Genomic DNA, 25,372 nt, shown 5'->3' on the forward strand with positions numbered 1-25,372 from the left:
TTCTGAGGTAATGGCAAGTGCAGTTGCTACGCGGAGCGATACGGACATACGCGTGGGGGTCGCGGACCGCCATCGCGGAATTCACCGGTCGTCCGGTACCGGCCGCGCATCCCGAAGCCGAACTGTGGCTGGGCGCTAACCCCGGCGATCCGTCGTGGCTGGAAGAGCCCGGCGGCGAAGTGTCGTTGCTCCAGGCGGTGCTCGACGATCCCGAAGGCCAGCTGGGCGCGGCGACTCGCGCCCAATTCGGCGATGTACTGCCGTTTCTGCTCAAGGTGCTGGCGGCCGACGAACCGCTGTCGCTGCAGGCGCACCCCAGCGCCGAGCAGGCGGCCGAAGGGTTTCGGCGTGAGGAGCAGCTGGGCATCCCGGTGAACTCGGCGGTGCGCAACTATCGCGATGCCAGTCACAAGCCCGAACTGTTGGTGGCGCTGCAGCAATTCGAGGCGCTGGCGGGCTTTCGCCCCGCGGCCAAGACCATCGAGCTGTTGCGCGCGTTGGCGGTATCGGATCTGGACCCGTTCATCGATTTGCTCAACGACCAGTCCGACGCCGACGGTCTGCGGGCGTTGTTCACCACCTGGATTACCGCGCCACAACCCGACATCGACGTTCTGGTTGCCGCGGTGCTCGACGGCGCGATCAACTACGTGAGTTCCGGCGCCACGGAATTCGCCGCCGAGGCCAAGACCGTGCTCGAGCTGGGGGAGCGCTATCCCGGTGACGCCGGGGTGCTGGCCGCGCTGTTGCTCAACCGCATCACGCTGGGCCCCGGCGAGGGGATCTACTTATCGGCCGGCAACCTGCACGCCTATCTTCGCGGTGTCGGCCTTGAGGTCATGGCTAACTCCGACAACGTGTTACGCGGTGGCCTGACCCCCAAACACGTCGACGTTCCGGAGTTGCTGCGAGTGCTGAACTTCAACCCGACGACCGAATCGCAGTTGCGCGCCGACACCCATCGGGATGGGCTGGCGTCGTTCTACGACACGCCCACCGCGGAGTTCGCGGCGTCGATGCTCTTGCTGGGTGACGACCTGGTCGGGCACGAGGTCGACGCGCCGTCGCGCCACGACGGACCGCAGATCCTGCTCTGCATCGAGGGTACGACGGCCGTACACGGAAAGTCCGGGGCGCTGGTGCTGACCCGTGGCGCCGCCGCGTGGGTGGCCGCCGACGACGGCCCGATCCGGCTGGTCGCTCAGGAGCCGACCAAGATCTTCCGGGCCACCGTCGGCCTTTAGGCCCGCGCGTGTTCTCGTCGGCCGGCCCGTTGCTCGGCCAGCCACAGCCGCATGTTGTGCGCGATAGTGCGACCGACAAGCTTCGCCGACGGGACCATGTAGAGGCTGTCCAGCAACGAGAACCGTCGCAGGAACCATTCGGCGAGAACGGGATCGGTCTCGGCCGCGCCGAGGAATTGGTCGAACAGGCCGCCGACCGGACCGAACCACCACGGCTTGTCGCCGGCCGCGTGATGGAACGTCAGGTCTCCGATCGCCGTCATCGTCCAGACCGGAAAGGTGGTTTTGGCGGTGGCCCGATTCACCGCGCGCACCACATCGCCACCCTCGGCCAGGGCGCGACGAAGATGACCCGCCTGCAGCGACGTCATCGTCATGCCCTGGCCGTAGGTCGGGTCGAAGCTGACTACCGCGTCGCCGAGCGGCACGATCCCGGCCGGGAAGCGGTCCAACTCGTGGTATCGCCGCCACCGGCTGGCGGGGAAGCGGTGGAAAGCCACCTCGCCGACGGGTTCGGCCCGCCGCAGCGCTCCGGCGATGCGCTCCGGCAGCAATGTGTCGGCCAGCGTGACCATCTCCGGAAAGGTCTGCGGCGGTTCGACTTTGGCGACACCGAAAGTCGTCAGCGTCCAGGTGCCGTCCTCGTAGCCCAGTAGGCCCAGCCCGCGCGGCTGGTCCCGCGATGCGCCGGCGACGATCACCCGCTCCCGGATCGCGCCCTCGGGCAGCCGAAACTGTTGTGACGCATAGCCGATGCCCACATCGATGGTCTTTTCCGGCGGACGCTGAAAACCCCACTGCTCCAGCCAGACCGGCAGCCGGGTACCGCGTCCGGCCGCGTCGATGACGAGGTCGGCGGGCACGAAGTCGGATTCGTCGGTGTCGCTGTCGAGCAGCACGCCCGTGACCCGTTGGACGTCGAAATCGAAGCGTGGCTGAGCCACCGACCGATGCTGAATCTCGACATTGGCAATGTCGTGGACCTTGCGGCGGATCTGCCATTCCAGTTGCGGTCGGCTCGGCACGTAGGCGGTGAACCGGTCCCGCAGGGTATGCCCGGTGCCCAGCACATGTCCGGCGGCGCCGAAGTGGATGCAGTCCGGCCGGTTCTCCAGGATGGGTACGCCGGCGGCCACCATGTCGTCGAGCAGACCGGGGAACAACTCGTCGAATTCCAGTGCGCCACGGGCCATCAGTAGGTGCACGTGGCGGCCCTGCGGGACGGCGGCGCGGTTACTGGGTGTGCTCGGCAGTTCGTCGCGTTCGAAGACCGTCACCCGGTCGAAGAACTCCGAGGCCACCCGCGCCGCGGACAGCCCGCCGATGCTGGCGCCGATCACGACGGCGTGTCCCCGGATGTTCTCCCCACCCATCTCGCCACCGTACTCGGTACTGTCCTTAGGACATGGCTAATCGCTGGCGCACCAAATCGATTGAGCAATCGATTGCCGACACCGACGATCCGGAGACCCGACTCCGCAAGGACCTGAGCTGGTGGCACCTGTGTGTGTTCGGCGTGTCGGTGGTAATCGGCGCGGGTATCTTCACCGTCACCGCGTCCACCGCGGGTGATATCACCGGGCCCGCGATCTGGATCTCGTTTCTGATCGCGGCGCTCACCTGCGGCCTGGCGGCGCTGTGCTACGCGGAGTTCGCCTCGATGCTGCCGGTGGCCGGCAGCGCCTACACGTTCTCCTATGCCACGTTCGGCGAATTCGTGGCCTGGACCATCGGCTGGAACCTGGTCCTGGAGCTGGCGATCGGTGGCGCGGTGGTCGCCAAAGGCTGGTCGAGCTATCTGCAGACGGTATTCGGATTGACAAGCAAAACAATCCGGTTCGGGTCCACGAAGCTGGACTGGGGAGCGCTGTTGATCGTCGCGCTGGTGGCCACGTTGCTGGCCCTGGGCACCCGGTTGTCGTCGCATTTCTCGACGGTGGTGACCGCGGTCAAGGTCACCGTGGTGCTGCTGGTGATCGTCGTGGGAGCGTTCTACGTCAAACGAGCGAACTACTCGCCGTTCATCCCGCCGCCAGAGGATGACCGCTCCGGCAGCGGCATCAACCAGTCGCTACTGTCGCTGTTCACCGGTGCGCACAGCAGCCACTACGGCTGGTACGGGGTGCTGGCCGGCGCCTCGATCGTGTTCTTCGCGTTCATCGGATTCGACATCGTCGCCACCATGGCCGAGGAGACCAAGAACCCGCAGCGCGACGTCCCCGTCGGCATTATGGCCACGCTCGGCATCGTCACCGTGCTCTACGTGGGGGTGTCGGTCGTGCTGTCGGGGATGGTGTCCTACACGCAACTCAAGACCGCCCCCGACGGTCAGCACGCCAACCTCGCCACCGCCTTCGCCGCGAACGGCGTGCATTGGGCTTCCGGGATCATCTCGATCGGCGCGCTCGCGGGGCTGACCACCGTGGTGATGGTGCTCCTGCTCGGCGGCTGCCGGGTGCTGTTCGCGATGGCACGCGACGGGTTGTTGCCGCGCCGGCTGGCCAAGACCGGTTCGCACGGCACCCCGGTGCGGATCACCGTGCTGGTCGCGGTGATGGTCGGCGCGACCGCCTCCGTGTTTCCCGCCGACAAACTCGAGGAGATGGTCAACGTCGGCACCCTGTTCGCGTTCCTGCTGGTGTCGGCCGGCGTCATCGTGCTGCGCCGCACCCGCCCGGATCTGCCGCGCGGGTTCCGCGCGCCGTGGGTGCCGGTGCTGCCCATCGCGTCGGCGTGCGCCTGCGTCTGGCTGATGGTCAACCTCAGCGTGATCACCTGGGTGCGCTTTGTTGTGTGGATGGTCATCGGGGTGGGGATCTACCTTGGCTTTGGCCACCGGAATTCGGTGCTGGCCAGGCGTGACGCCGATGCCAAACATGGTGTGCAACTGAGTAATCGCTCCGTTTGAAAGCGGTGGGCGTTCGACTTAGTATCGGAGAATCAAGATCACTCGAGGCGCCACATCGTTTCGTCGCGTCTCGAGGTCCCACGACTCGCCGGAGGCTGCCGGTATGCCAGGAGGATCTGCCGACACCACGGTGCCGTGGCAGGACAAGAAGCGCCATCTGTGGCTGATGGGATTGATCTTCCCGACGCTGGTGATCACCGTGACGCCGTTTATTTGGCTGATGAATCAGGCGGGCTGGTATCCCGCTTCCCAGGTGCTGCTCTGGATCGGCCCGATCCTGCTGTACGTCCTGATGCCCGCGCTCGACCTCGGATTCGGGGCAGACGGACAGAATCCGCCCGACGAAGTGACCCAGTGGCTGGAAGACGATAAGTACTACCGCTTCTGTACCTTTGCCTTCATCCCGTTGCAATACCTGAGCTTCGTCGCCGCCGCGCTGACGTTCGTCGCGCCGAACCTCAGCTGGTTGGGTCAGGAAGGTCCGCTGAGTTGGCCGGCCAAGATCGGCCTGGCGCTGTCGATAGGCGCCCTGGGTGGCGTCGGCATCAATACCGCGCACGAGTTGGGGCACAAGAAGGATTCGCTGGAGCGCTGGCTGTCGAAGATCTCGCTGGCGCAGACCGGCTACGGCCATTTCTTCATCGAGCACAACCGTGGTCATCATGTCCGGGTCGCGACACCGGAAGACCCGTCGTCGGCGCGCTTCGGCGAGACGTTCTGGGAGTTCTTGCCACGCAGCGTTTTCGGCAGCCTTCGCTCGGCGTTGCGGCTGGAGGCACAGCGGGTCCGGCGGCAGGGCGGCAATCCGTGGAATCCGAAGACCAACGACGCCCTCAACGCGTGGCTGATGACCGTGGCGCTGTGGGCCGCGCTGGTGGCGGTTTGTGGCCCCGCGGTGATCCCCTTCCTGCTCATCCAGGCGGCGTTCGGCATCAGCCTGCTGGAGGCGGTCAATTATCTCGAGCACTACGGACTCCTCAGGCAGAAGAAAGCCAGTGGCCGCTATGAGCGCTGCACGCCCGAGCACAGCTGGAACTCCGATCACCTCGTCACCAACCTGTTGCTGTATCACCTGCAACGGCACAGCGATCACCACGCCAACCCAACGAGGCGCTACCAGACCTTGCGCAGCATGGAGGGGGCGCCGAGCCTGCCGTGCGGCTACGGGACGCTGATCGGGTTGACCTACTTCCCGCCGCTGTGGCGCCGGCTGATGGATCACCGGGTGCTCGCGCATTACGGCGGCGACGTCACGCAGATCAACGTGCAGCCCCGCCTGCGGGAGAAGATGCTGGCCCGCTACGGGTCTGCGGCCTGACCGCCGCGCTGCGCCCGTAGTGACGGCGACCTTTTCGCCGGCCGATTTTTCGCACTGAGTGCACGTGCGAGGACCCTTAATGTCCTGCGGTTTTTACAAATCATCACGATATGTCTAGACAAGCGACGCAGAGTGCACTAATGTCCAGTCTCAAGGTGTGATGGCTCACAAGGAGGTTGGCGATATGACGTCAGCGGCAGCGGCGCTACCGAACGCGCGGATGTGGCAGGACAAGAAGCGTTATCTGTGGCTGATGGGACTGATCGTCCCGACGCTGCTGCTGGCGATCCTGCCGATCGTCTGGGCGATGAATCAGGCCGGCTGGCAGACCGCTTCCCAGGTGCTGTTCTGGATCGGTCCGATCCTGCTCTACATCCTGCTTCCGGCGCTTGACCTGCGGTTCGGCGCCGACGGCCAGAATCCGCCCGACGAGGTGATGGAGTGGCTGGAGAACGACAAGTACTACCGCTACTGCACCTATGCCTTCATCCCGTTCCAGTTCGTCAGCCTGGTTCTCGGCGCGTACCTGTTCACCGCGTCGAACCTCGGCTGGCTGGGCTACGACGGGCCGCTGAGCTGGCCGGCCAAGATCGGTCTCGCGCTGTCGGTAGGCGCCCTGGGCGGCGTCGGCATCAACACCGCGCACGAGATGGGGCACAAGAAGGATTCGCTGGAACGGTGGCTGTCCAAGATCACCCTCGCGCAGACCGGCTACGGCCACTTCTACATCGAGCACAACCGCGGCCACCACGTCCGGGTGGCGACGCCCGAAGACCCCGCGTCGGCACGCTTCGGCGAGACGTTCTGGGAGTTCTTGCCGCGCAGCGTGTTTGGTAGCGCCAAGTCGGCCTGGCGGCTGGAGGCTCAGCGGATTCGCCGGCAGGGCGGCAACCCGTGGAATCCCAAGACCTACCTGTCCAACGACGTGATCAACGCGTGGCTGATGACCGTGGTGCTGTGGGGCGCTCTGATCGCGGTGTTCGGCCTGGCGCTGATCCCGTTCCTGCTCATCCAGGCGGTCTTTGGCTTCAGCCTGCTCGAGTCGGTCAACTACCTCGAGCACTACGGGCTGTTGCGGCGCAGAGGTGAGAACGGCCGCTACGAGCGGTGCACGCCCGAGCACAGCTGGAACTCCGACCACATCGTGACCAACCTGTTCCTGTATCACCTGCAACGGCACAGCGACCATCACGCCAACCCGACCCGGCGCTACCAGACGTTGCGCAGCATGGACGGGGCACCGAACCTGCCCAGCGGCTACGCGGCGCTGATCGGGTTGACCTACTTCCCGCCGCTGTGGCGTCGGCTGATGGACCACCGGGTGCTCGCGCACTACGGCGGCGACATCACCCGGGTCAACGTGCAGCCCCGCCTGCGCGAGAAGATCCTTGCCCGCTACGAAGCGGCGGCCTGATGGTCAGCTGCCGCTGCCCCGAACCAGTTGTCGCCGACGTGAATTCGGCGACGCGACACGCCGGAAAAGCGTCGTGTCGTTCACTTTCAATGGAGGTATCGACATGAACGACTACAAACTCTTCATCTGCGTGCAGTGCGGCTTCGAGTACGACGAAGCCAAGGGCTGGCCGGAGGACGGCATCGCCCCCGGCACCCGCTGGGATGACATCCCCGAGGATTGGAGCTGCCCGGACTGCGGCGCCGCGAAGTCGGACTTCGAGATGGTGGAAGTCGCGCGCACGTGACGTCTACCCTCACGCATGTGAAGCAACGGGTCCCGTACGCCGAGGCGTCACGGGCCCTGTTGCGTGATTCGGTGCTCGACGCGATGCGGGAGCTGTTGCTCAGCCGCGACTGGTCGGCGATCACCCTGGCCGACGTGGCCCGCGCCGCGGGGATCAGTCGCCAGACCATCTACAACGAATTCGGGTCGCGCCACGGCCTGGCCCAGGGCTACGCGCTGCGGCTGGCCGACCGGCTGGCGAGCGCCGTCGAGGACGCGATCTACGCCAACGTCGGCGACGTCTACGCCGCGTTCCTGCAAGGGTTTCGGGCGTTCTTCGCCGACTCCGCGGCCGATCCGCTGGTGATCTCGTTGCAGACCGGCGTGGCCAAACCCGATCTGCTGCAGATCATCACCACCGACAGTGGGCCGATCATCACGCACTGCTCGGCGCGCCTGACGTCGTCGTTCGTGCACAGCTGGATGCGCGCCAGCGAGGAGGATTCCGGGATGATCGCGCGCGCGATCGTCCGGTTGGCGATGAGCTACGTGTCGATGCCGCCAGAGGCGGATCATGACGTGGCCGCTGACCTGGCACGACTCATGACGCCGGCCGCCGAGCGCTACGGTGAACTTCGGGATGACTTCGAGCCGGGTACCACCGGTGAGGGCGCGAAACCCAGCGAATAGGCTTGTCGTCGCCGACTGACCTCAGATCGTGGCGGGCAACGCGTCGCGATTAATATATAACCAAGCTAATTAGTTGACCGGAGGAATGGGTAGTAGATGACGACGACCGAACAGCAGCTGACCGCTGACGTGGTGAACGGGATCGACTTCAAGGTGGCCGACCTGTCGCTGGCCGACTACGGCCGCCGCGACATCGAGCTTTCCGAGCAGGAAATGCCGGGCCTGATGTCGCTGCGTCGTGAGTACCACGACGTCCAGCCGCTCAAGGGCGCCCGCATCTCGGGTTCGCTGCACATGACCGTGCAGACCGCGGTGCTGATCGAGACCCTGACGAGCCTCGGTGCTGAAGTTCGATGGGCGAGCTGCAACATCTTCTCCACCCAGGACCACGCCGCCGCCGCGGTGGTCGTCGGCCCGCACGGGACCCCGGAGAAGCCGCAGGGTGTGCCGGTGTTCGCGTGGAAGGGCGAGACCCTCGAGGAGTACTGGTGGGCCGCCGAGCAGATTCTGACCTGGCCCGACGAGCCGGCCAACATGATCCTGGACGACGGTGGTGACGCCACCATGCTGGTGCTGCGCGGCGCGCAGTATGAGAAGGCCGGCGTGGTTCCGCCCGACGAGGAAGACGACTCGGCCGAGCACCGGGTGTTTTTGAACCTGCTGCGCAAGCGCTTCGAGACCGACAAGGACAAGTGGACCAAGATCGCCGCGTCGATCAAGGGTGTGTCGGAGGAGACCACCACCGGTGTGCTGCGGCTCTACCAGTTCGCCGCCGCCGGGGAGCTGGCGTTCCCGGCAATCAACGTCAACGACTCGGTGACCAAGTCCAAGTTCGACAACAAGTACGGCTGCCGCCACTCGCTGATCGACGGCATCAACCGCGGCACCGACGTGCTGATCGGTGGCAAGAAGGTGCTGATCTGCGGCTACGGCGACGTCGGCAAGGGCTCGGTGGACTCGCTGGCCGGCCAGGGTGCGCGGGTGACCGTCACCGAGATCGACCCGATCAACGCCCTGCAGGCGCTGATGGAGGGCTACGACGTCAAGCGGGTCGAAGACGTCATCGGCGAGGCCGACATCGTCATCACCACCACCGGTAACAAAGACATCATCACCCTCGAGCACATGAAGGCGATGAAGGACAAGGCGATCCTGGGCAACATCGGCCACTTCGACAACGAGATCCAGGTGGCGCGGCTGGAGAAGTCGGGAGCGATCAAGACCAACATCCGCCCACAGGTCGACCTGTGGACCTTCCCGGACACCGGCAAGTCGATCATCCTGCTGTCCGAGGGTCGCCTGCTGAACCTCGGCAACGCGACCGGCCACCCGTCGTTCGTGATGAGCAACAGCTTCTCCAACCAGGTCATCGCGCAGATCGAGCTGTGGACCAAAAACGACGAATACGACAACGAGGTCTACCGGCTGCCCAAGCACCTGGACGAGAAGGTGGCTCGCATCCACGTCGAAGCCCTCGGCGGCGAGCTGACCAAGCTCACCAAGGAGCAGGCCGAGTACATCGGTGTCGACGTCGACGGCCCGTACAAGCCCGACCACTACCGCTACTGAGTTATCGCGTCGGTCGCCGAGCGTGACAGCACAGTCACACTCGGCGCCAAGCGTGACTGCATCATCACAATCAGCACGGCGCGACTAGGCTCGCGCCGTGCTGATTGCTATCGAGGGCGTCGACGGCGCCGGCAAGCGGACGCTCACCGATGGCCTACGCGCGACGTTCCAGGCCGCCGGGAAATCCGTGGCGACGCTGGCCTTTCCGCGCTACGGGCAGTCGGTGACCGCCGACGTGGCGGCCGAGGCGCTGCACGGCCGGCACGGTGACCTGGCTTCCTCGGTGTATGCGATGGCGATGCTGTTCGCACTCGACCGCGCGGGCGGCGCGGATCAGATTCGCGACCTGCGCCGCGACCACGACCTGGTGATCCTGGATCGCTACGTCGCGTCCAATGCCGCGTACAGCGCCGCGCGCCTGCACCAGCGGGCCGACGGCGAGGCGGTCGGCTGGGTGCACGAGCTGGAATACGGCCGGCTGGGGTTGCCGACGCCGGACTGGCAGGTGCTGCTCGGGGTTTCGGCTGAACTCGCTGATCAGCGCGCCCGCCACCGGGCCAGCGTGGACCGCGGCCGGGAACGCGACGCCTACGAACGCGACATCGGACTGCAGCAGCGCACCGCCGCGGTCTACGCCGAATTGGCGGCGGCGAACTGGGTTGGACGGTGGCTGGTGGTCGACGAGACGGTCGATCCGGGCGGGCTCGCGGCTCAGTTAATGGCCTAGTTGCCGCCCCGTTGTGAGTCAGCTGTGGTAATAGGTGCACGAAACACGCGTGTGGTAGCCCCCTTTTGGCCCGTTCTGGTGACACCATGGAGACCATGAGGCAAAGGATTCTCGTGGTTGACGACGACGCGTCGCTGGCCGAGATGCTGACCATTGTGCTGCGGGGAGAAGGTTTCGACACCGCCGTCATTGGTGATGGCACCCAGGCGCTGACCGCGGTACGTGAACTGCGGCCCGACCTGGTGTTGCTGGACTTGATGCTGCCGGGCATGAACGGCATCGACGTATGCCGGGTGCTGCGCGCCGACTCCGGGGTCCCGATCGTGATGCTCACGGCCAAGACCGACACGGTCGACGTGGTGCTCGGGCTGGAGTCGGGCGCCGACGACTACATCATGAAGCCGTTCAAGCCGAAGGAGCTGGTCGCCCGCGTGCGGGCGCGGTTGCGGCGCAATGAAGACGAGCCGGCCGAGATGCTCTCGATCGCCGATGTCGACATCGACGTGCCCGCCCACAAGGTCACCCGCAACGGCGAGCAGATCTCGTTGACGCCGCTGGAGTTCGACCTGCTCGTGGCGTTGGCGCGCAAACCGCGCCAGGTGTTTACTCGTGATGTGCTGCTCGAACAGGTGTGGGGCTACCGCCACCCCGCGGACACCCGTTTGGTGAACGTGCACGTCCAGCGTCTGCGGGCCAAGGTCGAAAAAGACCCGGAAAACCCGACCGTTGTACTGACCGTTCGAGGAGTGGGTTACAAGGCCGGACCTCCGTGATCCTGAAGCGTCGCAATAAGTTGGAGCGGCGCGGGTGATCTGGGGGTCGAGACCACGTTTTCGTGGTCGTTTTGGCCGGTCCGGCCCTGTCATGCGGGGCATGGGCACACTGAGCCGCGCGCTGGGCGTGGCGTGGCGCCGCTCCTTGCAGCTTCGGGTGCTCGCCCTGACTCTCGGCATGTCGCTGACCGTGATCCTGGCGCTGGGCTTCGTGCTGACCAGCCAGGTCACCAACCGCGTGCTGGACGTCAAGCTTCGCGCCGCCACCGAGCAGATCGAGCGCGCCCGCAGCACGGTCAGCGGGATCGTCAGCGGTGAAGAGGCCCGCTCGCTGGACAGCAGCTTGCAGCTGGCCCGCAACACGTTGACGTCCAAGACCGACCCCACGTCCGGGGCGGGCTTGGCCGGCGCGTTCGACGCGGTGCTGGTGGTGCCCGGTCAGGGCCCGCGCCCGGCGGCGTCGGCCGGGCCGGTCGACCAATTGCCGGATTCGCTAAGGGAATTCGTCAAGGCCGGGCAGGTGGCCTACCAGTACGCGACCGTGCACACCGAAGGCTTCTCGGGCCCGGCGCTGGTGATCGGCACCCCGACGACCTCGCGGGTGAACAACCTCGAGCTGTACCTGGTGTTCCCGCTGGGCAACGAGCAGAGCACGATCGCGCTGGTCCGCGGAACCATGGCCACGGGCGGTCTAGTGCTGATGGTGCTGCTGGCCGGCATCGCATGGCTGGTCACCCGCCAGGTGGTGGTCCCGGTCCGGGCCGCCGCGCGGACGGCCGAACGATTCGCCGACGGCCATCTGTCCGAACGGATTCCGATCCGCGGCGAAGACGACATGGCCCGGCTGGCGGTGTCGTTCAACGACATGGCCGAGAGCCTGTCGCGCCAGATCGCACAGCTCGAGGAGTTCGGAAACCTGCAGCGCCGATTCACCTCCGACGTCAGCCACGAACTGCGCACCCCGCTGACCACCGTCCGGATGGCCGCCGACCTGATCCACGACCACATGGAAGACCTCGAGCCCGCGCTGCAGCGGTCCACCGAGTTGATGGTCAACGAGCTGGACCGGTTCGAGTCGCTGCTCAGCGATCTGCTGGAAATCTCGCGTCACGACGCCGGTGTCGCCGAATTGTCGGTTGAGGCAGTGGATCTGCGGACAACCGTCAACAACGCGCTGAGCAATGTCGGGCACCTGGCCGAAGACGCCGGCGTACAGATGATCGTCGACATGCCGGAAGAGGACGTCATCGCCGAGGTCGATCCACGCCGGGTCGAGCGCATTCTGCGCAACCTGATCGCGAATGCGATCGACCATGCGGAGCACAAACCGGTCCGCATCCGGATGGGCTACGACGAAGACACCGTCGCGGTGACCGTGCGTGATTACGGCGTCGGCCTTCGGCCCGGCGAGGAGAAGTTGGTGTTCAGCCGGTTCTGGCGCTCCGACCCGTCGCGGGTGCGGCGATCCGGGGGGACCGGTCTAGGCCTGGCGATCAGCGTCGAGGACGCCCGGCTGCACCAGGGACGACTGGAAGCCTGGGGGGAGCCGGGTAACGGCGCCTGCTTCCGGCTCACCCTTCCGCTGGTTCGCGGACACAAGGTGACAACCAGCCCGCTGCCGATGAAACCTGTTGCCCCAGAACGGAACGAGCGCCCACCCCGGCAACGCGAGCACGCCGAGCGGGGCGTGTGATGCGTCGGGTAATCGCGCTCCTGGCAGCGTCGACCCTCGTCCTGGCCGCCTGCGCGGGGGTGCCGAATGGATCGGCGCCACAGGCCATCGGCACCGTCGACCGGCCGGCGCCGGCGAACCTGCCCAAGCCGACGCCCGGCATGGAACCCGACGTGCTGTTGCGCGAATTCCTCAAGGCCACCGCCGATCCGGCCAACCGGCACCTCGCGGCCCGGCAGTTCCTCACCCAGACGGCGTCCAACAAGTGGGACGACGCCGGTAGCGCGCTGCTCATCGACCACGTGGTATTCGTCGAAACCCACAGCGCCGAAAGGGTTTCCGTGGCCATGCGGGCCGAGGTCCTCGGTTCGCTGTCGGACATTGGTGTTTTCGAGACCGCCGAGGGCCAGCTGCCCGACCCCGGGCCGATCGAACTGGTCAAGACGCCGGGCGGTTGGCGTATCGACAAGCTACCCGACGGTGTGTTCCTGGACTGGCAGCAATTTCAGGCCACCTACAAGCGCAACACGCTGTATTTCTCCGACCCGACCGGCAAGACGATGGTGCCGGACCCGCGCTACGTCGCCGTGTCCGATCGCGACCAGCTGGCCACCGAGCTGGTGTCCAAGCTGATCGCCGGACCGCGCCCCGAGATGTCGAAAAGCGTGCACAACATGCTGACCTCGCCGGTGCGACTGCGGGGCCCGGTGACCCGCGCCGACGGCGGCAAGGGCGGCATCGGTCGCGGCTACGGCGGCGCCCGCATCGACTTGGAATTGCTGACCGTCGCCGACCCGCGCAGCAGGCAACTCGTTGCGGCACAGATCATCTGGACACTGGCTCGCGCCGACATCAAGGGGCCGTACGTGATCAAGGCCGACGGGGCCTCGCTCGACGAGCGCTTCGCCGACGGCTGGAACACCACCGACGTCGCAGCCACCGACCCGGGGGTGGCCGAAGGCGCGGCCGCCGGGGTGCACGCGCTGATCGGCGGACGCATCGTGGCACTCGACGGCCAGCGCTCCGACCCGGTGCCGGGCGCCTTTGGCCGGGCCACCGACCAGGCCGCCGCCGCGCTGTCGCGTAACGGGCACCGGGCGGCCTCGGTGGTGGTGCAACGGCCCGGCGCCCCCGACATGGCGTCGTCGCTGTGGATCGGCGACCTCGGTGGCGAGGCAGCAGAAGCCGCTGACGGACATACCCTTTCGCGACCGACCTGGTCGCTGGACGACGCGGTATGGGTGGTGGCCGACGGCAACACAGTGCTGCGCGCCATCCAGGAAACCGCCTCCGGGCAACCCGCGCGCCTGCCAGTCGACTCGGCCGCGGTGTCCAGTCACTTCCCCGGCGTCATCGCCGAGTTGCAGCTGTCCCGTGACGGCACGCGCGCGGCGATGGTGATCAACGGGCAGGTGATCTGCGCCAGCGTCGAGCAGACTCAGGCCGGCCAGTTCGCGCTGACCTATCCGCGGCGGCTCGGCTTCGGGCTGGGCTCCTCGGTCGTGTCGCTGGCCTGGCGCACCGACGAGGACATCGCGGTGAGCCGCAACGACGCCGAGCACCCGGTGTCCTACGTCAACATCGACGGGGTGAACTCCGATGCGCCGACCGGCCATCTGCAGCAACCGGTCGGGGTGATCGCGGCCAACCCGTCGACGGTGTACGTCGCCGATCCGCGCGGCGTGATGCAGCTGTCGATCTCCGGCGCCGAAGGCGTGCAGGGTTGGATCGACGTCCCAGCGTTCATGGTCGGCGGAGCGATGCCGGTGATGCCCGGCTGAGTCGCCGGACAGAAGTGTCGGTGCCTGGCGGCAGAATTGCGCCGTGCTGGATCTGGTCCTACCGCTGGAATGCGGCGGCTGCGGGACGCCGTCGACCCGGTGGTGTGCAGTCTGCGCCGCCGAGTTGGCCTTGGGTCCCGACGCGCCACGAGTCGTCACCCCGCGCATCGATCCCCAGGTACCGGTGTTCGCGCTGGGCCGCTACGCCGGTGCGCGCCGGCGCGCGATCGTCGGGGTAAAGGACCGCGGCCGCGCGGACCTGGCCACGCCGCTGTCCCGTTCGCTGGCCCTGGGCTTGGACCGGCTGCTGGGATGGGGTCTGCTCACGGTGCCGTTGACCGTCGTCGCGGCCCCGACCCGCAGCTGGTCGGCCCGGCAGCGCGGGGGAGATCCGGTCACCCGGATCGCCGCACTGGCGACGGCCGGTCATCCCGGTATCACGATCGCCCGCGCGCTGCGGATGAAACCTTGGGCACGCGACTCGGCTGGGCTGGACAGCGCCACACGCGAACGTAATATCGCCGGCCGGGTGTTGCTGACGCGACGCCGCCTGCCGGCCTGTGGTGAGGTGCTGTTGGTCGACGACATCGTCACGACCGGGGCGACCGCGCGTGAGTCGGTCCGCGTGCTGCAGGCCGCCGGCACGCGGGTGTCGGCTGTGCTGGCGTTAGCTGCGGCGTGAGCGTTTGTGAAGAACTCGCAACAGGTCGCCCAAAATGGTGGCACTGCTGCCCGTCCACGGTCTACCGTCGATCGCAAGCACCAACAACGCCTTAACGCAGCGCAAATCGCAGCTTGAGGCGCCACCGTCAACGGTAGGGGGTGAGTTTTCGACACCTTGCATCGGCGGGCGGCCAATCCTGTTCTGACAACCCCGTCGGCGCGTGCACCCATAACCGGGCGCGCTTAGCTGCGTGCAATGCGAGAGAAGGCGAGTTGTCAAGCATGTCAAGGCAAACCGTGGATTCCGGACAGCTGCTGGCAGAACCTCCGGTCGACATCGACGAGCACGAACCGACCCCGCACGCCGAGGTCGTGGTGAAAGGGCGCAACGTCGAGATCCCTGACCACTTCCGCGTCTACGTCTCGCAGAAACTCGCCCGCCTGGAGCGATTCGATCGAACCGTCTACCTGTTCGACGTCGAACTCGACCACGAACGCAATCGTCGCCAGCGCAAGTCCTGTCAGCATGTCGAGATCACCGCTCGCGGTCGCGGCCCCGTGGTCCGGGGCGAAGCGTGCGCCGACAGCTTCTATGCCGCGCTCGAGGCCGCGGTCGCCAAACTGGAGGGCCGACTGCGCCGCGTGAAGGATCGCCGCAAGGTCCACTACGGCGACAAGACCCCGGTGTCCCTGGCCGCCGCCACCGCCGTCGTGCCGCAACCCGAGCCGGCGTTCGACGACATCGAGACCCCGCACTTCGGGGACCCCGAGGGCACCAATGGTCATCACCTGCCCGGGCGCGTCGTGCGCACCAAGGAGCACGAGGCCAAGCCGATGTCGGTCGATGACGCGCTGTACGAGATGGAACTCCTCGGCCACGACTTTTTCCTCTTCTACGACAGCCAGACCGAACGGCCCAGCGTGGTCTACCGCCGGCACGCCTATGACTACGGACTGATTCGCCTGGCCTGACGCCCGAGGTAAACAGTCCGATCGGGCTCGTCACCTAGGATGGGGGACGCTGAAGACTTCGATCCCGCCCGGTGACGATGCAGAGTGCGTAGCGCGATGAGAAGGAGCCGGGCAATTTGCCCTAGGGGACAAAGCTGTGCTGAGTAGGTTGCTGCGCGTTGGTGAAGGTCGCATGGTCAAGCGCCTCAAGCGGGTGGCCGAGTATGTCAACACCTTGTCCGACGACATCGAGAAGCTGACCGACGACGAACTGCGGGCCAGGACCGCAGAATTCAAGAAACGGCACGCCGACGGCGAAAGCCTCGACGACCTGCTGCCCGAGGCGTTCGCGGTGGCCCGCGAGGCCGCGTGGCGGGTGCTCGACCAGCGGCACTTCGATGTGCAGGTGATGGGTGGCGCAGCGCTGCACTTCGGCAACGTCGCCGAGATGAAGACCGGTGAGGGCAAGACCCTCACCTCGGTGTTGCCGGCCTACCTCAACGCCCTCGCCGGCAAGGGCGTGCACATCGTCACGGTCAACGACTACCTGGCCAAACGTGACAGCGAGTGGATGGGCCGCGTGCACCGCTTCCTGGGTCTCGACGTCGGCGTGATCCTCGCCCCCATGACCCCCGACGAGCGCCGCATCGCCTACGCCGCCGACATCACCTACGGCACCAACAACGAGTTCGGCTTCGACTACCTGCGCGACAACATGGCCCACACCCTCGACGACTGCGTCCAGCGCGGCCACAACTTCGCGATCGTCGACGAGGTGGACTCCATCCTGATCGACGAGGCCCGCACGCCGCTGATCATCTCCGGACCGGCCGACGGCGCGTCGAACTGGTACACCGAGTTCGCCCGCATCGCCCCGCTGATGGAGAAGGACGTCCACTACGAGGTCGATATCCGCAAGCGCACCATCGGCGTGCACGAGCTGGGCGTGGAGTTCGTCGAGGATCAGCTCGGCATCGACAACCTCTACGAGGCGGCGAACTCGCCGCTGGTCAGCTATCTCAACAACGCGCTGAAAGCCAAGGAGCTGTTCGCCCGCGACAAGGACTACATCGTGCGCGACGGCGAGGTGATCATCGTCGACGAGTTCACCGGGCGCACGCTGGTCGGGCGCCGCTACAACGAGGGCATGCACCAGGCCATCGAGGCCAAGGAGCGCGTCGAGATCAAAGCCGAGAACCAGACGCTGGCCACCATCACGCTGCAGAACTACTTCCGGCTCTACGACAAGCTCTCCGGCATGACCGGTACCGCCGAGACCGAGGCCGCCGAGCTGCACGAGATCTACAAGCTGGGCGTCGTGCCGATCCCGACCAACAAGGAAATGATCCGCGTCGACCAGACCGACCTGATCTACAAGACCGAGGAAGCCAAGTACATCGCGGTCGTCGACGACGTCAGCGAGCGCTACGAAAAAGGCCAGCCGGTGCTGATCGGTACCACCAGCGTGGAGCGCTCGGAGTACTTATCGCGCCAGTTCCAGAAGCGGCGCATCCCGCACAACGTCCTCAATGCGAAGTATCACGAGCAGGAAGCCGGCATCATCGCCGAGGCCGGCCGCCGCAAGGCCATCACGGTCGCCACCAACATGGCCGGCCGCGGTACCGACATCGTGTTGGGCGGCAACGTCGACTTCCTCACCGACCTGCGGCTGCGGGCGCGCGGCCTGGACCCCGTCGAGACCGCCGACGAGTACGAGGCGGCGTGGCACGAAGAGCTGCCGATCGTCAAGGCCGAGGCCGCCGCCGAGGCCAAAGAGGTCATCGAGGCGGGCGGGCTCTATGTGCTGGGCACCGAGCGGCACGAGTCGCGCCGCATCGACAACCAGCTACGCGGCCGCTCGGGCCGTCAAGGTGACCCGGGCGAATCCCGCTTCTATCTGTCGCTGGGCGACGAGTTGATGCGGCGCTTCAACGGCGCGGCGCTGGAGTCGCTGCTGACCCGGCTCAACCTGCCCGACGACGTCCCAATCGAGGCCAAGATGGTGACCCGGGCGATCAAGAGCGCCCAAACCCAGGTCGAGCAGCAGAACTTCGAGGTCCGCAAGAACGTCCTCAAGTACGACGAGGTGATGAACCAGCAGCGCAAGGTCATCTACGCCGAGCGCCGCCGCATTCTGGAAGGCGAGAACCTGCAGCAGCAGGCGCACGACATGCTCGTCGCCGTGATCACCGCCTACGTCGACGGTGCGACCGCGACGGGCTATGCGGAGGACTGGGATCTGGAGAAGCTCTGGGAAGCCCTCAAGACGTTGTATCCGGTCGGCATCGACCACCACACCCTGATCGACGACGACGCGGTCGGCGAACCCGGCGAGCTGACCCGCGAAGAGCTGCTCGATGCGTTGATCGAAGACGCCGAGCGGGCCTACGCCAAACGGGAAGCCGAACTCGAGGAGCTGGCCGGTGAGGGCGCGATGCGCCAGTTGGAACGCAACGTGTTGCTCAACGTGATCGACCGCAAGTGGCGCGAGCACCTCTACGAGATGGACTATCTCAAAGAGGGCATCGGGCTGCGGGCGATGGCGCAACGCGACCCGCTCGTCGAGTACCAGCGCGAGGGTTTCGACATGTTCACCGGGATGCTCGACGGCCTCAAGGAAGAGTCGGTCGGGTTCCTGTTCAACGTCGCGGTCGAGGCAGTACCGGCGCAACAGGTCGGGCCGGTCGACGAACCCGAGGGCCTGGCGGAGTTCGTCACCGCGGCCGCGGCCGGGGCGCAGCAGCAGGCCGGTGCACCTCGTGAGCCGGCGGCAGCGTTGCGCGCCAAGGGAATTGACAACGAGGCGCCCGCGCTGACCTACACCGGGCCGGCCGAGGACGGCTCGGCGCAAGTGCACGGCAACGGCGGCAAGTCGCCGGCGACCGCGGGGGGCGGCACGCGACGCGAGCGACGCGAGGCCGCGCGGCGGCAGGGTAGGCACGCCAAGCCCAAGCGACGCTAGTCCGATGGACGTCAAGGAAGTCCTGCTGCCCAGCATGGGCGTACGTTACGAGTTCACCAGCACCCACGGTGAGCGGATTGGGATCGTGGCGCGGCGGGGCGGCTACTTCGACGTGGTGCTCTACGGCGCCGACGACCCCGACGAAGCCCACCCGGTCTTTCGGCTCACCGACGAGGAAGCCGATGCGGTCGCACAGATCCTGGGCGCCCCGCGCATCGCCGAACGCTTCACCGAGTTGACCAAGGAGATACCGGGGCTGGAGGCCGGCCAAGTCCACATCCTGCCGGGCGGCATCTTCGTCGACCGGCCGCTTGGGGACACCCGGGCCCGAACCAGGACCGGCGCATCGATCGTCGCGATCGTGCGCAACGACCAGGTGCTCGCTTCGCCTGGGCCTTCCGAACTGCTGCGCGCCGAGGACGTATTGATCGTCGTGGGCACCGAGGCCGGAATCAGGGGCGTGCAGCAGCTCGTCCAAAAGGGCTGAGCGCGTGCAGATTTCCGCGCCGCTGCTGCTGCAACTCGGCGCGGTCCTGACTGCGCTTGCGCTGCTGGGCGCGCTGGCCCGCCGCCTCGCCCTGTCTCCGATACCGCTCTACCTGCTGGCCGGACTGTGGCTGGGCAAGGGTGGCATCCAGCCGGTGACCGAGGCCAGCGTGTTCATCAAAACCGGGGCACCGATCGGCGTCGTGCTGCTGTTGCTGACGCTCGGTCTGGAGTTCTCCAGCGCCGAATTCGCCAGCAGCATGAAGCAACACGTTCCCTCCGCGCTGGTCGACGTCGTCCTCAATGCGACGCCCGGCGCCATCGCGGGCTGGTTGATGGGCTTTCCCGGTATCGGCATCCTGGCGCTGGCCGGGGTGACTTACGTGTCGTCGTCCGGCCTGATCGCCCGCCTGCTCGAGGACCTCAACCGGGTGGGTAACCGCGAAACACCGGCGATCCTGGCGGTATTGGTGCTCGAGGACTTCGCGATGGCGGCCTACCTGCCGGTGTTCGCGGTGTTGGCCAGCGGAGGCACTTGGCCCAAGGCTCTGCTCGGCATGGTGGTCGGGGTCGGGGCGTTCTGGGTCGCGTTCGCGGTGTCACGCCGGTGGGGCCACTACTTCGGCCGGCTGGTGGGAACCCGGGATTCCGAGCAGTTGCTGTTGCGGGTGCTGGGGGTGACGTTGATCGTCGCCGCGCTGGCCGAAGAGGTGCACGCATCGGCGGCCGTCGGCGCTTTCCTGGTCGGCCTGACGCTCACCGGCGACACCGCACACCGGGCGCGGATTGTGTTGGGGCCGCTGCGCGATCTGTTCGCCGCGGTGTTCTTTCTCGGGGTGGGGATTGGCATCGATCCGCGAGCGCTCGTGCCCGTCCTTCCGGCCGCCGTCACGATGGCCGTGACGACCAGCGCCGCGAAGGTGGTGACCGGCATGTACGCCGCCCGACGCGACGGGGTGGCCCGGCGCGGGCAGTTGCGGGCCGGCCTCGCATTGATCGCGCGCGCCGAATTCTCGTTGATCATCATCGGCCTGGTCGGCACCTCGATCCACGGGCTGGCGCCAGTCGCCATGTCGTATGTGTTCGTCGTGGCGGTCGTCGGTCCGGTGCTAGCCCGATTCGGCGGCGCCCCACGACCGGCGACCATGGGTGCGCCCTAGCCGATGTGCAGCGCGACCACCTGCCAGCGTCCGGCGCACTTTTCGATGCGGCAAGCGATGGCGTGCGTGCGGGGCCCGCGGCTGTAGCTGCCGAATACCTCGGCGGCGGCCAGGCCGCTGACCGGTTGCAGGCGCACCCGGCGTAGCACCGCCACCCCGTCCGCGCCGCGGACGTGTCGATTGGCCGACAGCACCGAGTCGACCAGCGCGGCGGCCAGCAGCCCGTGCAGCTGGGCGATCGGGCGACGGCGGTCGATCACCTCCAGGACTCGGCGCAGCGCGGCGTCGGCGAAGGCCGCCGCTTGTCGCATCGGCAACGGCATCGCGATCGACGGGGGATGTCGTTGTGGCGCATGGGTATTGCGCTTCCGCAGGACGCTCGGCGAGGGGCGGCACTGCCGGACGTCGCGGGGCGGTGGTTCGCAGTCGACGACGGGGGTAACGGCGCACGACCGCCCAGCAACTGAGCTTGAGTCCGATGGATGAGAACCGGTCAACACTGCACTCTCCCGCGCATTTTCGAAGGGCTATCCGAGCTGGCCTGCTGGAGAGTGGCAGACGTTGGGTGTTGCGGCGACCGGTTTCGCCCGGCTTGCGCCGCGCCGCGATCACCACGTGTGAGGATCATCGCACAACTGCCGCATCCTCGTACTCGCGCAGTCCGGCGCCCGACGGCCCGATAGCGTTGCGGCATATTGGTCGGTGAACCAATTCGCAAGGGACGTAAAGGGGAGAGGCGACGTGACCCGGTTATCGGCATCGGACGCCTCGTTCTACCAGCTGGAGAATTCCGCGACTCCGCTGTACGTCGGCTCGCTGTCGATCCTGCGTCAGCCGCGTGCCGGGTTGAGCTACGAGGCTCTGCTGGCCGCGGTCGAGCGGCAGCTGCCGAAGGTGCCGAGGTACCGGCAGAAGGTCCGCGAAGTGACGATGCGCCTGGCCCGCCCGGTCTGGGTGGACGACCGCGACTTCGACATCACCTATCACGTCCGGCGCTCCGCGCTGCCCTCGCCGGGCAGCGACGAGCAACTGCATGAGCTGATCGGCCGGCTGGCCGCCCGGCCGCTGGACCGCTCGCGGCCGCTGTGGGAGATGTACCTGGTGGAGGGGCTCGCCAAGAATCGACTGGCGCTCTACACCAAGTCGCACCAGGCGCTGGTCAACGGCATGGGTGCGGTGGAGATCAGCCACGTCATCGCCGACCGGAGTCGTCGTCCGCCGCCGTTCGTCGAGGACATCTGGCTGCCGGCCCGCGAACCCGGCAGGGCGCGGCTGATGCTCGGCGCGATCGGCGACTGGGCCACCCGCCCCCAGGCGCAGATGAAGGCCGTCAGCAGTGGGCTCTTCGACCTCGCGACCAACTCCGGCCAGCTCGTCGACGCGGGGCGGCGGATGATCGATGTCGTACGAACGCTGGCCCGGGGCTCCGCTCCGCGTAGCCCGCTGAACACCACGGTGTCGCGCAACCGGCGCTACACGGTTGCCGTCGGACGACTCGACGACTACCGGGTGATCCGGTCGCGCTATAACTGCGACGTCAACGACGTGATTCTGGCGGTGATCACCGGCGCGCTGCGGAACTGGCTGCTGTCGCGCGGTGAGCCGCCGGCGCAGACGGCGACCGTGCGGGCGATGGCGCCGCTGCCGGTGTACGAAGCCTTCGACTCCTCGAACCGCGGCCAGGCCATCAGCCAGGTGGCGCCGTTTCTGGTCGACCTGCCGGTCGGCGAGGGCAACGCGGTGGTGCGACTGTCGCAGATCGCGCACGCCACCGAGACCAACCCGACGGCGGCCAGCCTGGTCGACGCTCGCACCATCGCCACGCTGTCCGGGTTTGCGCCACCGACCCTGCACGCCATGGGGATTCGGGTCGCAACCAGCCTGTCGCCACGCTTGTTCAACCTGTTGATCACCAACGCGCCGGGCGCCCAATCGCAGATGTACATCGCCGGCGCGAAGTTGCTCGAGACCTACTCGGTGCCGCCGCTGCTCAACAACCAGGTGCTGGCGATCGGTGTGACCTCGTACAACGGCATGCTGTATTTCGGCATCAACGCCGACCGCGATGCGATGAGCGACCTCGACGTATTGCCGTCATTGCTGGCCGAATCGCTCGATGAACTGCTGGAAGCCGCGCAGTAGCCCTACGATTCGATGGTGACCAAGGCACTCAAATTACCGGACAGGGTCTACGATGCCGAATTGTTCCGGCTGCAAACGGAATTGGTGAAACTCCAGGAATGGGTGCGCGCCGAAGGCATTCGCGTCGTGGTGATTTTCGAAGGCCGTGACGGGGCGGGCAAGGGCGGCACCATCAAACGGATCACCGAATACCTCAACCCGCGCTTCGCCCGAATCGCCGCACTGCCCGCGCCGACCGATCGCGAGCGTGGGCAGTGGTACTACCAGCGCTATGTCGCGCAACTGCCCACCAAGGGTGAGATCGTGCTGTTCGACCGGTCCTGGTACAACCGGGCCGGTGTCGAGAAAGTGATGGGATTCTGCACGCCGCAGGAGCATGCGCTGTTCCTGCAGCAGACGCCGATTTTCGAGCAGATGCTCATCGACGACGGAATTCTGTTGCGGAAGTACTGGTTTTCGGTGTCCGAAGACGAACAGTTGCGGCGATTCAAAGCGCGGCGCAACGATCCGGTACGGCAATGGAAGCTCAGCCCAATGGATCTGGAATCGTTGTACAAATGGGAAGATTATTCGCGTGCCCGCGACGAGATGATGGCGCACACCGACAAGCCTTACAGCCCATGGTATTTGGTGGAATCGGACATCAAGAAGCACGCACGACTCAACATGATCTCGCATCTGTTGTCCACCATCGACTATCGGCCGGTGATGTTGCCGAAAGTCAAACTGCCCGCCCGCCCGATCAGGACCGGTAACTACCAGCGGCCACCGCGAGAGCTGTCGACCTACGTCGACGATCATGTTGCGACGCTGATCGGCGACGCCGAATGACGAGGACGAACGCAATCTGATGCGGATCTACATCCCGGTGACGCTGGCCATGCTGCAGCGACTCGTCGCTGACGGTTCGCTGCAACCGGTCAGCGGTACCGCCTTCGCGGTCACGCCGAAGCTGCGCGAGGCCTATGCCGAAGGCGACGACGACGAGCTCGGCGAAGTCGCGCTGCGCGAGGCGGCGCTGGCATCGCTGCGGCTGCTGGCCGTCGCGGCGGAAGAGGACAACCAGGAGGGCGGGTTGCCGCCTCGGCGCGCGGTGCTGGTCGCTGATGTCGGCGATGTCACGTTGCGGCCCGACCTCGACGACGCGGTGGTGCGGATCGGTGCTCCGGTGACGACTGATGAGGTGGTCGCCGCGTTTGTCGACAACGCGGCCGCGGAAGCGCAGGTCAAAGCGGCGATGGAAGTGATCGACGCGGCGGATTTGGGCGACGAGGACGCCGAGCTGACCGTCGGGGATGCCCAGGATCACGACCTGGCCTGGTACGCGACACAGGAGCTGCCGTTCCTGCTCGAGCTGCTGTAAGTCACAGGCGGCACGTGTAGCTACGGAACCGTAGGTTACGGTACCGTAGGTTCTGTCCCCGAGCGAGAACCAGGAGTTTCCTCAATGGACAGAAAAGTATCGCGAGCTGCCGCCGACGTCGTCGAGACGATTCCCATTACGCTGGCCGGCGTGGAGACCCACCCGGGCTGGCATGCGTTGCGCAAGATCGCGCACCGCATCACGACGCCCCTGTTGCCCGACGACTACACGCGCCTCGCCAACCCGCTGTGGTCGGCGCGCGAGCTGCGCGGCCGGATCCTGGAAGTGCGGCGCGAGACGAAGGACTCCGCGACGCTGGTGATCAAGCCCGGCTGGGGGTTCAGCTTCGACTACGAGCCGGGCCAGTACATGGGCATCGGGCTGCTGATCGACGGCCGCTGGCGCTGGCGTTCCTACTCGTTGACGTCGAGCCCCGTGACCTCCGGCGCGCACCGCAGCGAGCGCACGGTGACGATCACGGTGAAGGCGATGCCCGAAGGCTTCCTGTCCAGCCACCTGGTGGACGGCGTGCAGCCCGGCACGATCGTCCGATTGGCCGCGCCCCAGGGCAATTTCGTGCTGCCCGACCCGGCGCCGCCCGCCGTGCTGTTCCTCACCGCCGGCTCGGGCATCACGCCGGTGATGTCGATGCTGCGCACGCTGGTCCGTAGGGACCAGATCACGGATGTGATCCACCTGCATTCGGCGCCCACCGCCGACGACGTGATGTTCGGCGGGGAACTCGAGCGGTTGGCAGCCGAACATCCGGGTTACCAGCTGCAGCTGCGCGCGACGCGCAGCGAGGGGCGGCTGGATCTGTCCAAGCTCGACGCCGAGGTGCCGGACTGGCGCGAACGGCAGACCTGGGCGTGCGGGCCGGAAGCGATGCTCGACTCGGCCGAGCAGGCCTGGTCCGCGGCCGGTATCAAGACGCGCCTGCACCTCGAACGGTTCGCGGTGTCGAAGGCAGCGCCGGCCGGAACCGGCGGCACGGTCACGTTCGCCAAGAGCGGCAAAAGCGTCACCGCCGACGCGGCGACGTCGCTGATGGACGCCGGTGAGCAGTCGGGCGTACAGATGCCGTTCGGCTGCCGGATGGGGATCTGCCAGTCCTGCGTGGTAGCCCTGACCGAAGGCCACGTCCGCGACTTGCGAACCGGCGTGGAGCGCGAGCCGGGGACACGCGTGCAGACCTGTGTTTCCGCCGCGTCTGGCGACTGTACTCTGGACGTTTAGAAGCTACCCGCTGGTAACCTACGCTTTCGTAGGTTACGATAGCGTAGGT

General features: G+C 66.7%; 22 protein-coding genes. 20 read left to right on the forward strand and 2 right to left on the reverse strand.

All coding sequences use genetic code 11. The features are described from left to right. The first annotated feature begins 17 nt into the window (after nt 1–17). The gene (manA, locus tag A5658_RS25005; protein WP_067341787.1) at nt 18–1,244 is read left to right on the forward strand and encodes a mannose-6-phosphate isomerase, class I; all 1,227 of its coding nucleotides are present in this window, start codon (nt 18–20) and stop codon (nt 1,242–1,244) included. Here the strand turns inward: manA and A5658_RS25010 are convergent. Next, complete coding sequence (locus tag A5658_RS25010) at nt 1,241–2,617, reverse strand: NAD(P)/FAD-dependent oxidoreductase (RefSeq protein WP_067341790.1); 1,377 nt, start codon at nt 2,615–2,617, stop codon at nt 1,241–1,243. The genes manA and A5658_RS25010 overlap by 4 nt on opposite strands. A gap of 32 nt (nt 2,618–2,649) precedes the next feature. On the opposite strand from A5658_RS25010, the gene A5658_RS25015 reads away from it, so the two are divergent. The 15 genes from A5658_RS25015 (at nt 2,650) to A5658_RS25085 (ending at nt 20,582) form a co-directional block, all read left to right on the forward strand. Beyond that, the gene (locus tag A5658_RS25015) at nt 2,650–4,152 is read left to right on the forward strand and encodes an amino acid permease (protein WP_067341793.1); all 1,503 of its coding nucleotides are present in this window, start codon (nt 2,650–2,652) and stop codon (nt 4,150–4,152) included. Nucleotides 4,153–4,255: 103 nt separating this feature from the next. Beyond that, on the forward strand, nt 4,256–5,470 hold the full coding sequence (locus A5658_RS25020; protein ID WP_067341796.1) for an alkane 1-monooxygenase: 1,215 nt from the start codon (nt 4,256–4,258) through the stop codon (nt 5,468–5,470). A gap of 184 nt (nt 5,471–5,654) precedes the next feature. After that, entirely contained in the window at nt 5,655–6,884 is a 1,230-nt protein-coding gene (locus A5658_RS25025) for an alkane 1-monooxygenase (protein ID WP_067341939.1), read from the forward strand. A gap of 103 nt (nt 6,885–6,987) precedes the next feature. After that, complete coding sequence (locus tag A5658_RS25030) at nt 6,988–7,170, forward strand: rubredoxin (RefSeq protein WP_067341941.1); 183 nt, start codon at nt 6,988–6,990, stop codon at nt 7,168–7,170. Further along, nucleotides 7,167–7,838 carry a TetR/AcrR family transcriptional regulator gene (locus tag A5658_RS25035; protein ID WP_067341799.1) on the forward strand — a complete coding sequence of 224 codons (672 nt, stop codon included), beginning with the start codon at nt 7,167–7,169 and terminating at the stop codon, nt 7,836–7,838. Before A5658_RS25030 ends, A5658_RS25035 begins: the two co-directional genes overlap by 4 nt. A 96-nt stretch (nt 7,839–7,934) precedes the next feature. Further along, nucleotides 7,935–9,407 (forward strand): adenosylhomocysteinase, encoded by a 1,473-nt coding sequence (ahcY, locus tag A5658_RS25040; RefSeq protein ID WP_067341801.1) that lies wholly within the window; start codon nt 7,935–7,937, stop codon nt 9,405–9,407. Nucleotides 9,408–9,504: 97 nt separating this feature from the next. Continuing rightward, entirely contained in the window at nt 9,505–10,134 is a 630-nt protein-coding gene (locus tag A5658_RS25045) for a dTMP kinase (protein ID WP_067341804.1), read from the forward strand. An 86-nt stretch (nt 10,135–10,220) separates the two neighbouring features. Next, on the forward strand, nt 10,221–10,907 hold the full coding sequence (gene mtrA, locus A5658_RS25050; RefSeq protein WP_067341807.1) for a two-component system response regulator MtrA: 687 nt from the start codon (nt 10,221–10,223) through the stop codon (nt 10,905–10,907). A 34-nt stretch (nt 10,908–10,941) separates the two neighbouring features. Then, nucleotides 10,942–12,600, forward strand: a complete 1,659-nt coding sequence (mtrB, locus tag A5658_RS25055) for an MtrAB system histidine kinase MtrB (RefSeq protein WP_067341809.1) — start codon at nt 10,942–10,944, stop codon at nt 12,598–12,600. Next, a complete protein-coding gene (gene lpqB, locus A5658_RS25060; RefSeq protein WP_067341813.1) occupies nt 12,600–14,360 on the forward strand; it encodes an MtrAB system accessory lipoprotein LpqB in 1,761 nt (586 codons plus the stop codon). Before mtrB ends, lpqB begins: the two co-directional genes overlap by 1 nt. A 43-nt stretch (nt 14,361–14,403) precedes the next feature. Then, nucleotides 14,404–15,042 carry a ComF family protein gene (locus A5658_RS25065; protein ID WP_067341816.1) on the forward strand — a complete coding sequence of 213 codons (639 nt, stop codon included), beginning with the start codon at nt 14,404–14,406 and terminating at the stop codon, nt 15,040–15,042. A gap of 278 nt (nt 15,043–15,320) precedes the next feature. After that, entirely contained in the window at nt 15,321–15,995 is a 675-nt protein-coding gene (gene hpf / locus A5658_RS25070) for a ribosome hibernation-promoting factor, HPF/YfiA family (RefSeq protein ID WP_369830568.1), read from the forward strand. Nucleotides 15,996–16,131: 136 nt separating this feature from the next. After that, the gene (secA, locus tag A5658_RS25075) at nt 16,132–18,936 is read left to right on the forward strand and encodes a preprotein translocase subunit SecA (RefSeq protein ID WP_067341822.1); all 2,805 of its coding nucleotides are present in this window, start codon (nt 16,132–16,134) and stop codon (nt 18,934–18,936) included. Nucleotides 18,937–18,940: 4 nt separating this feature from the next. Continuing rightward, nucleotides 18,941–19,423, forward strand: a complete 483-nt coding sequence (locus tag A5658_RS25080; protein WP_067341834.1) for a cation:proton antiporter regulatory subunit — start codon at nt 18,941–18,943, stop codon at nt 19,421–19,423. 4 nt (nt 19,424–19,427) lie between these two features. Beyond that, nucleotides 19,428–20,582, forward strand: coding sequence for a cation:proton antiporter (locus tag A5658_RS25085; RefSeq protein WP_067341836.1), 1,155 nt, complete (start codon nt 19,428–19,430; stop codon nt 20,580–20,582). Here A5658_RS25085 and A5658_RS25090 read toward each other — a convergent pair. After that, nucleotides 20,579–21,079, reverse strand: coding sequence for an Rv3235 family protein (locus tag A5658_RS25090; protein ID WP_067341944.1), 501 nt, complete (start codon nt 21,077–21,079; stop codon nt 20,579–20,581). The two genes, A5658_RS25085 and A5658_RS25090, sit on opposite strands and share 4 nt — an antisense overlap. A 244-nt stretch (nt 21,080–21,323) precedes the next feature. Between A5658_RS25090 and A5658_RS25095 the strand changes: the two genes are divergently transcribed. From A5658_RS25095 to A5658_RS25110, 4 genes are all read left to right on the forward strand, one after another. Continuing rightward, the gene (locus tag A5658_RS25095; protein ID WP_067341839.1) at nt 21,324–22,724 is read left to right on the forward strand and encodes a wax ester/triacylglycerol synthase family O-acyltransferase; all 1,401 of its coding nucleotides are present in this window, start codon (nt 21,324–21,326) and stop codon (nt 22,722–22,724) included. A gap of 15 nt (nt 22,725–22,739) precedes the next feature. After that, the gene (ppk2, locus tag A5658_RS25100) at nt 22,740–23,555 is read left to right on the forward strand and encodes a polyphosphate kinase 2 (protein ID WP_231997440.1); all 816 of its coding nucleotides are present in this window, start codon (nt 22,740–22,742) and stop codon (nt 23,553–23,555) included. Between the two features lie 16 nt (nt 23,556–23,571). After that, nucleotides 23,572–24,087, forward strand: coding sequence for a hypothetical protein (locus A5658_RS25105; protein WP_156751647.1), 516 nt, complete (start codon nt 23,572–23,574; stop codon nt 24,085–24,087). A gap of 84 nt (nt 24,088–24,171) precedes the next feature. After that, nucleotides 24,172–25,323 (forward strand): ferredoxin reductase, encoded by a 1,152-nt coding sequence (locus A5658_RS25110; RefSeq protein ID WP_067341846.1) that lies wholly within the window; start codon nt 24,172–24,174, stop codon nt 25,321–25,323. The last annotated feature ends 49 nt before the right edge of the window (nt 25,324–25,372 follow it).

It is taken from the genome of Mycobacterium sp. 1245111.1 (assembly GCF_001673405.1).
Taxonomy (GTDB): domain Bacteria; phylum Actinomycetota; class Actinomycetes; order Mycobacteriales; family Mycobacteriaceae; genus Mycobacterium.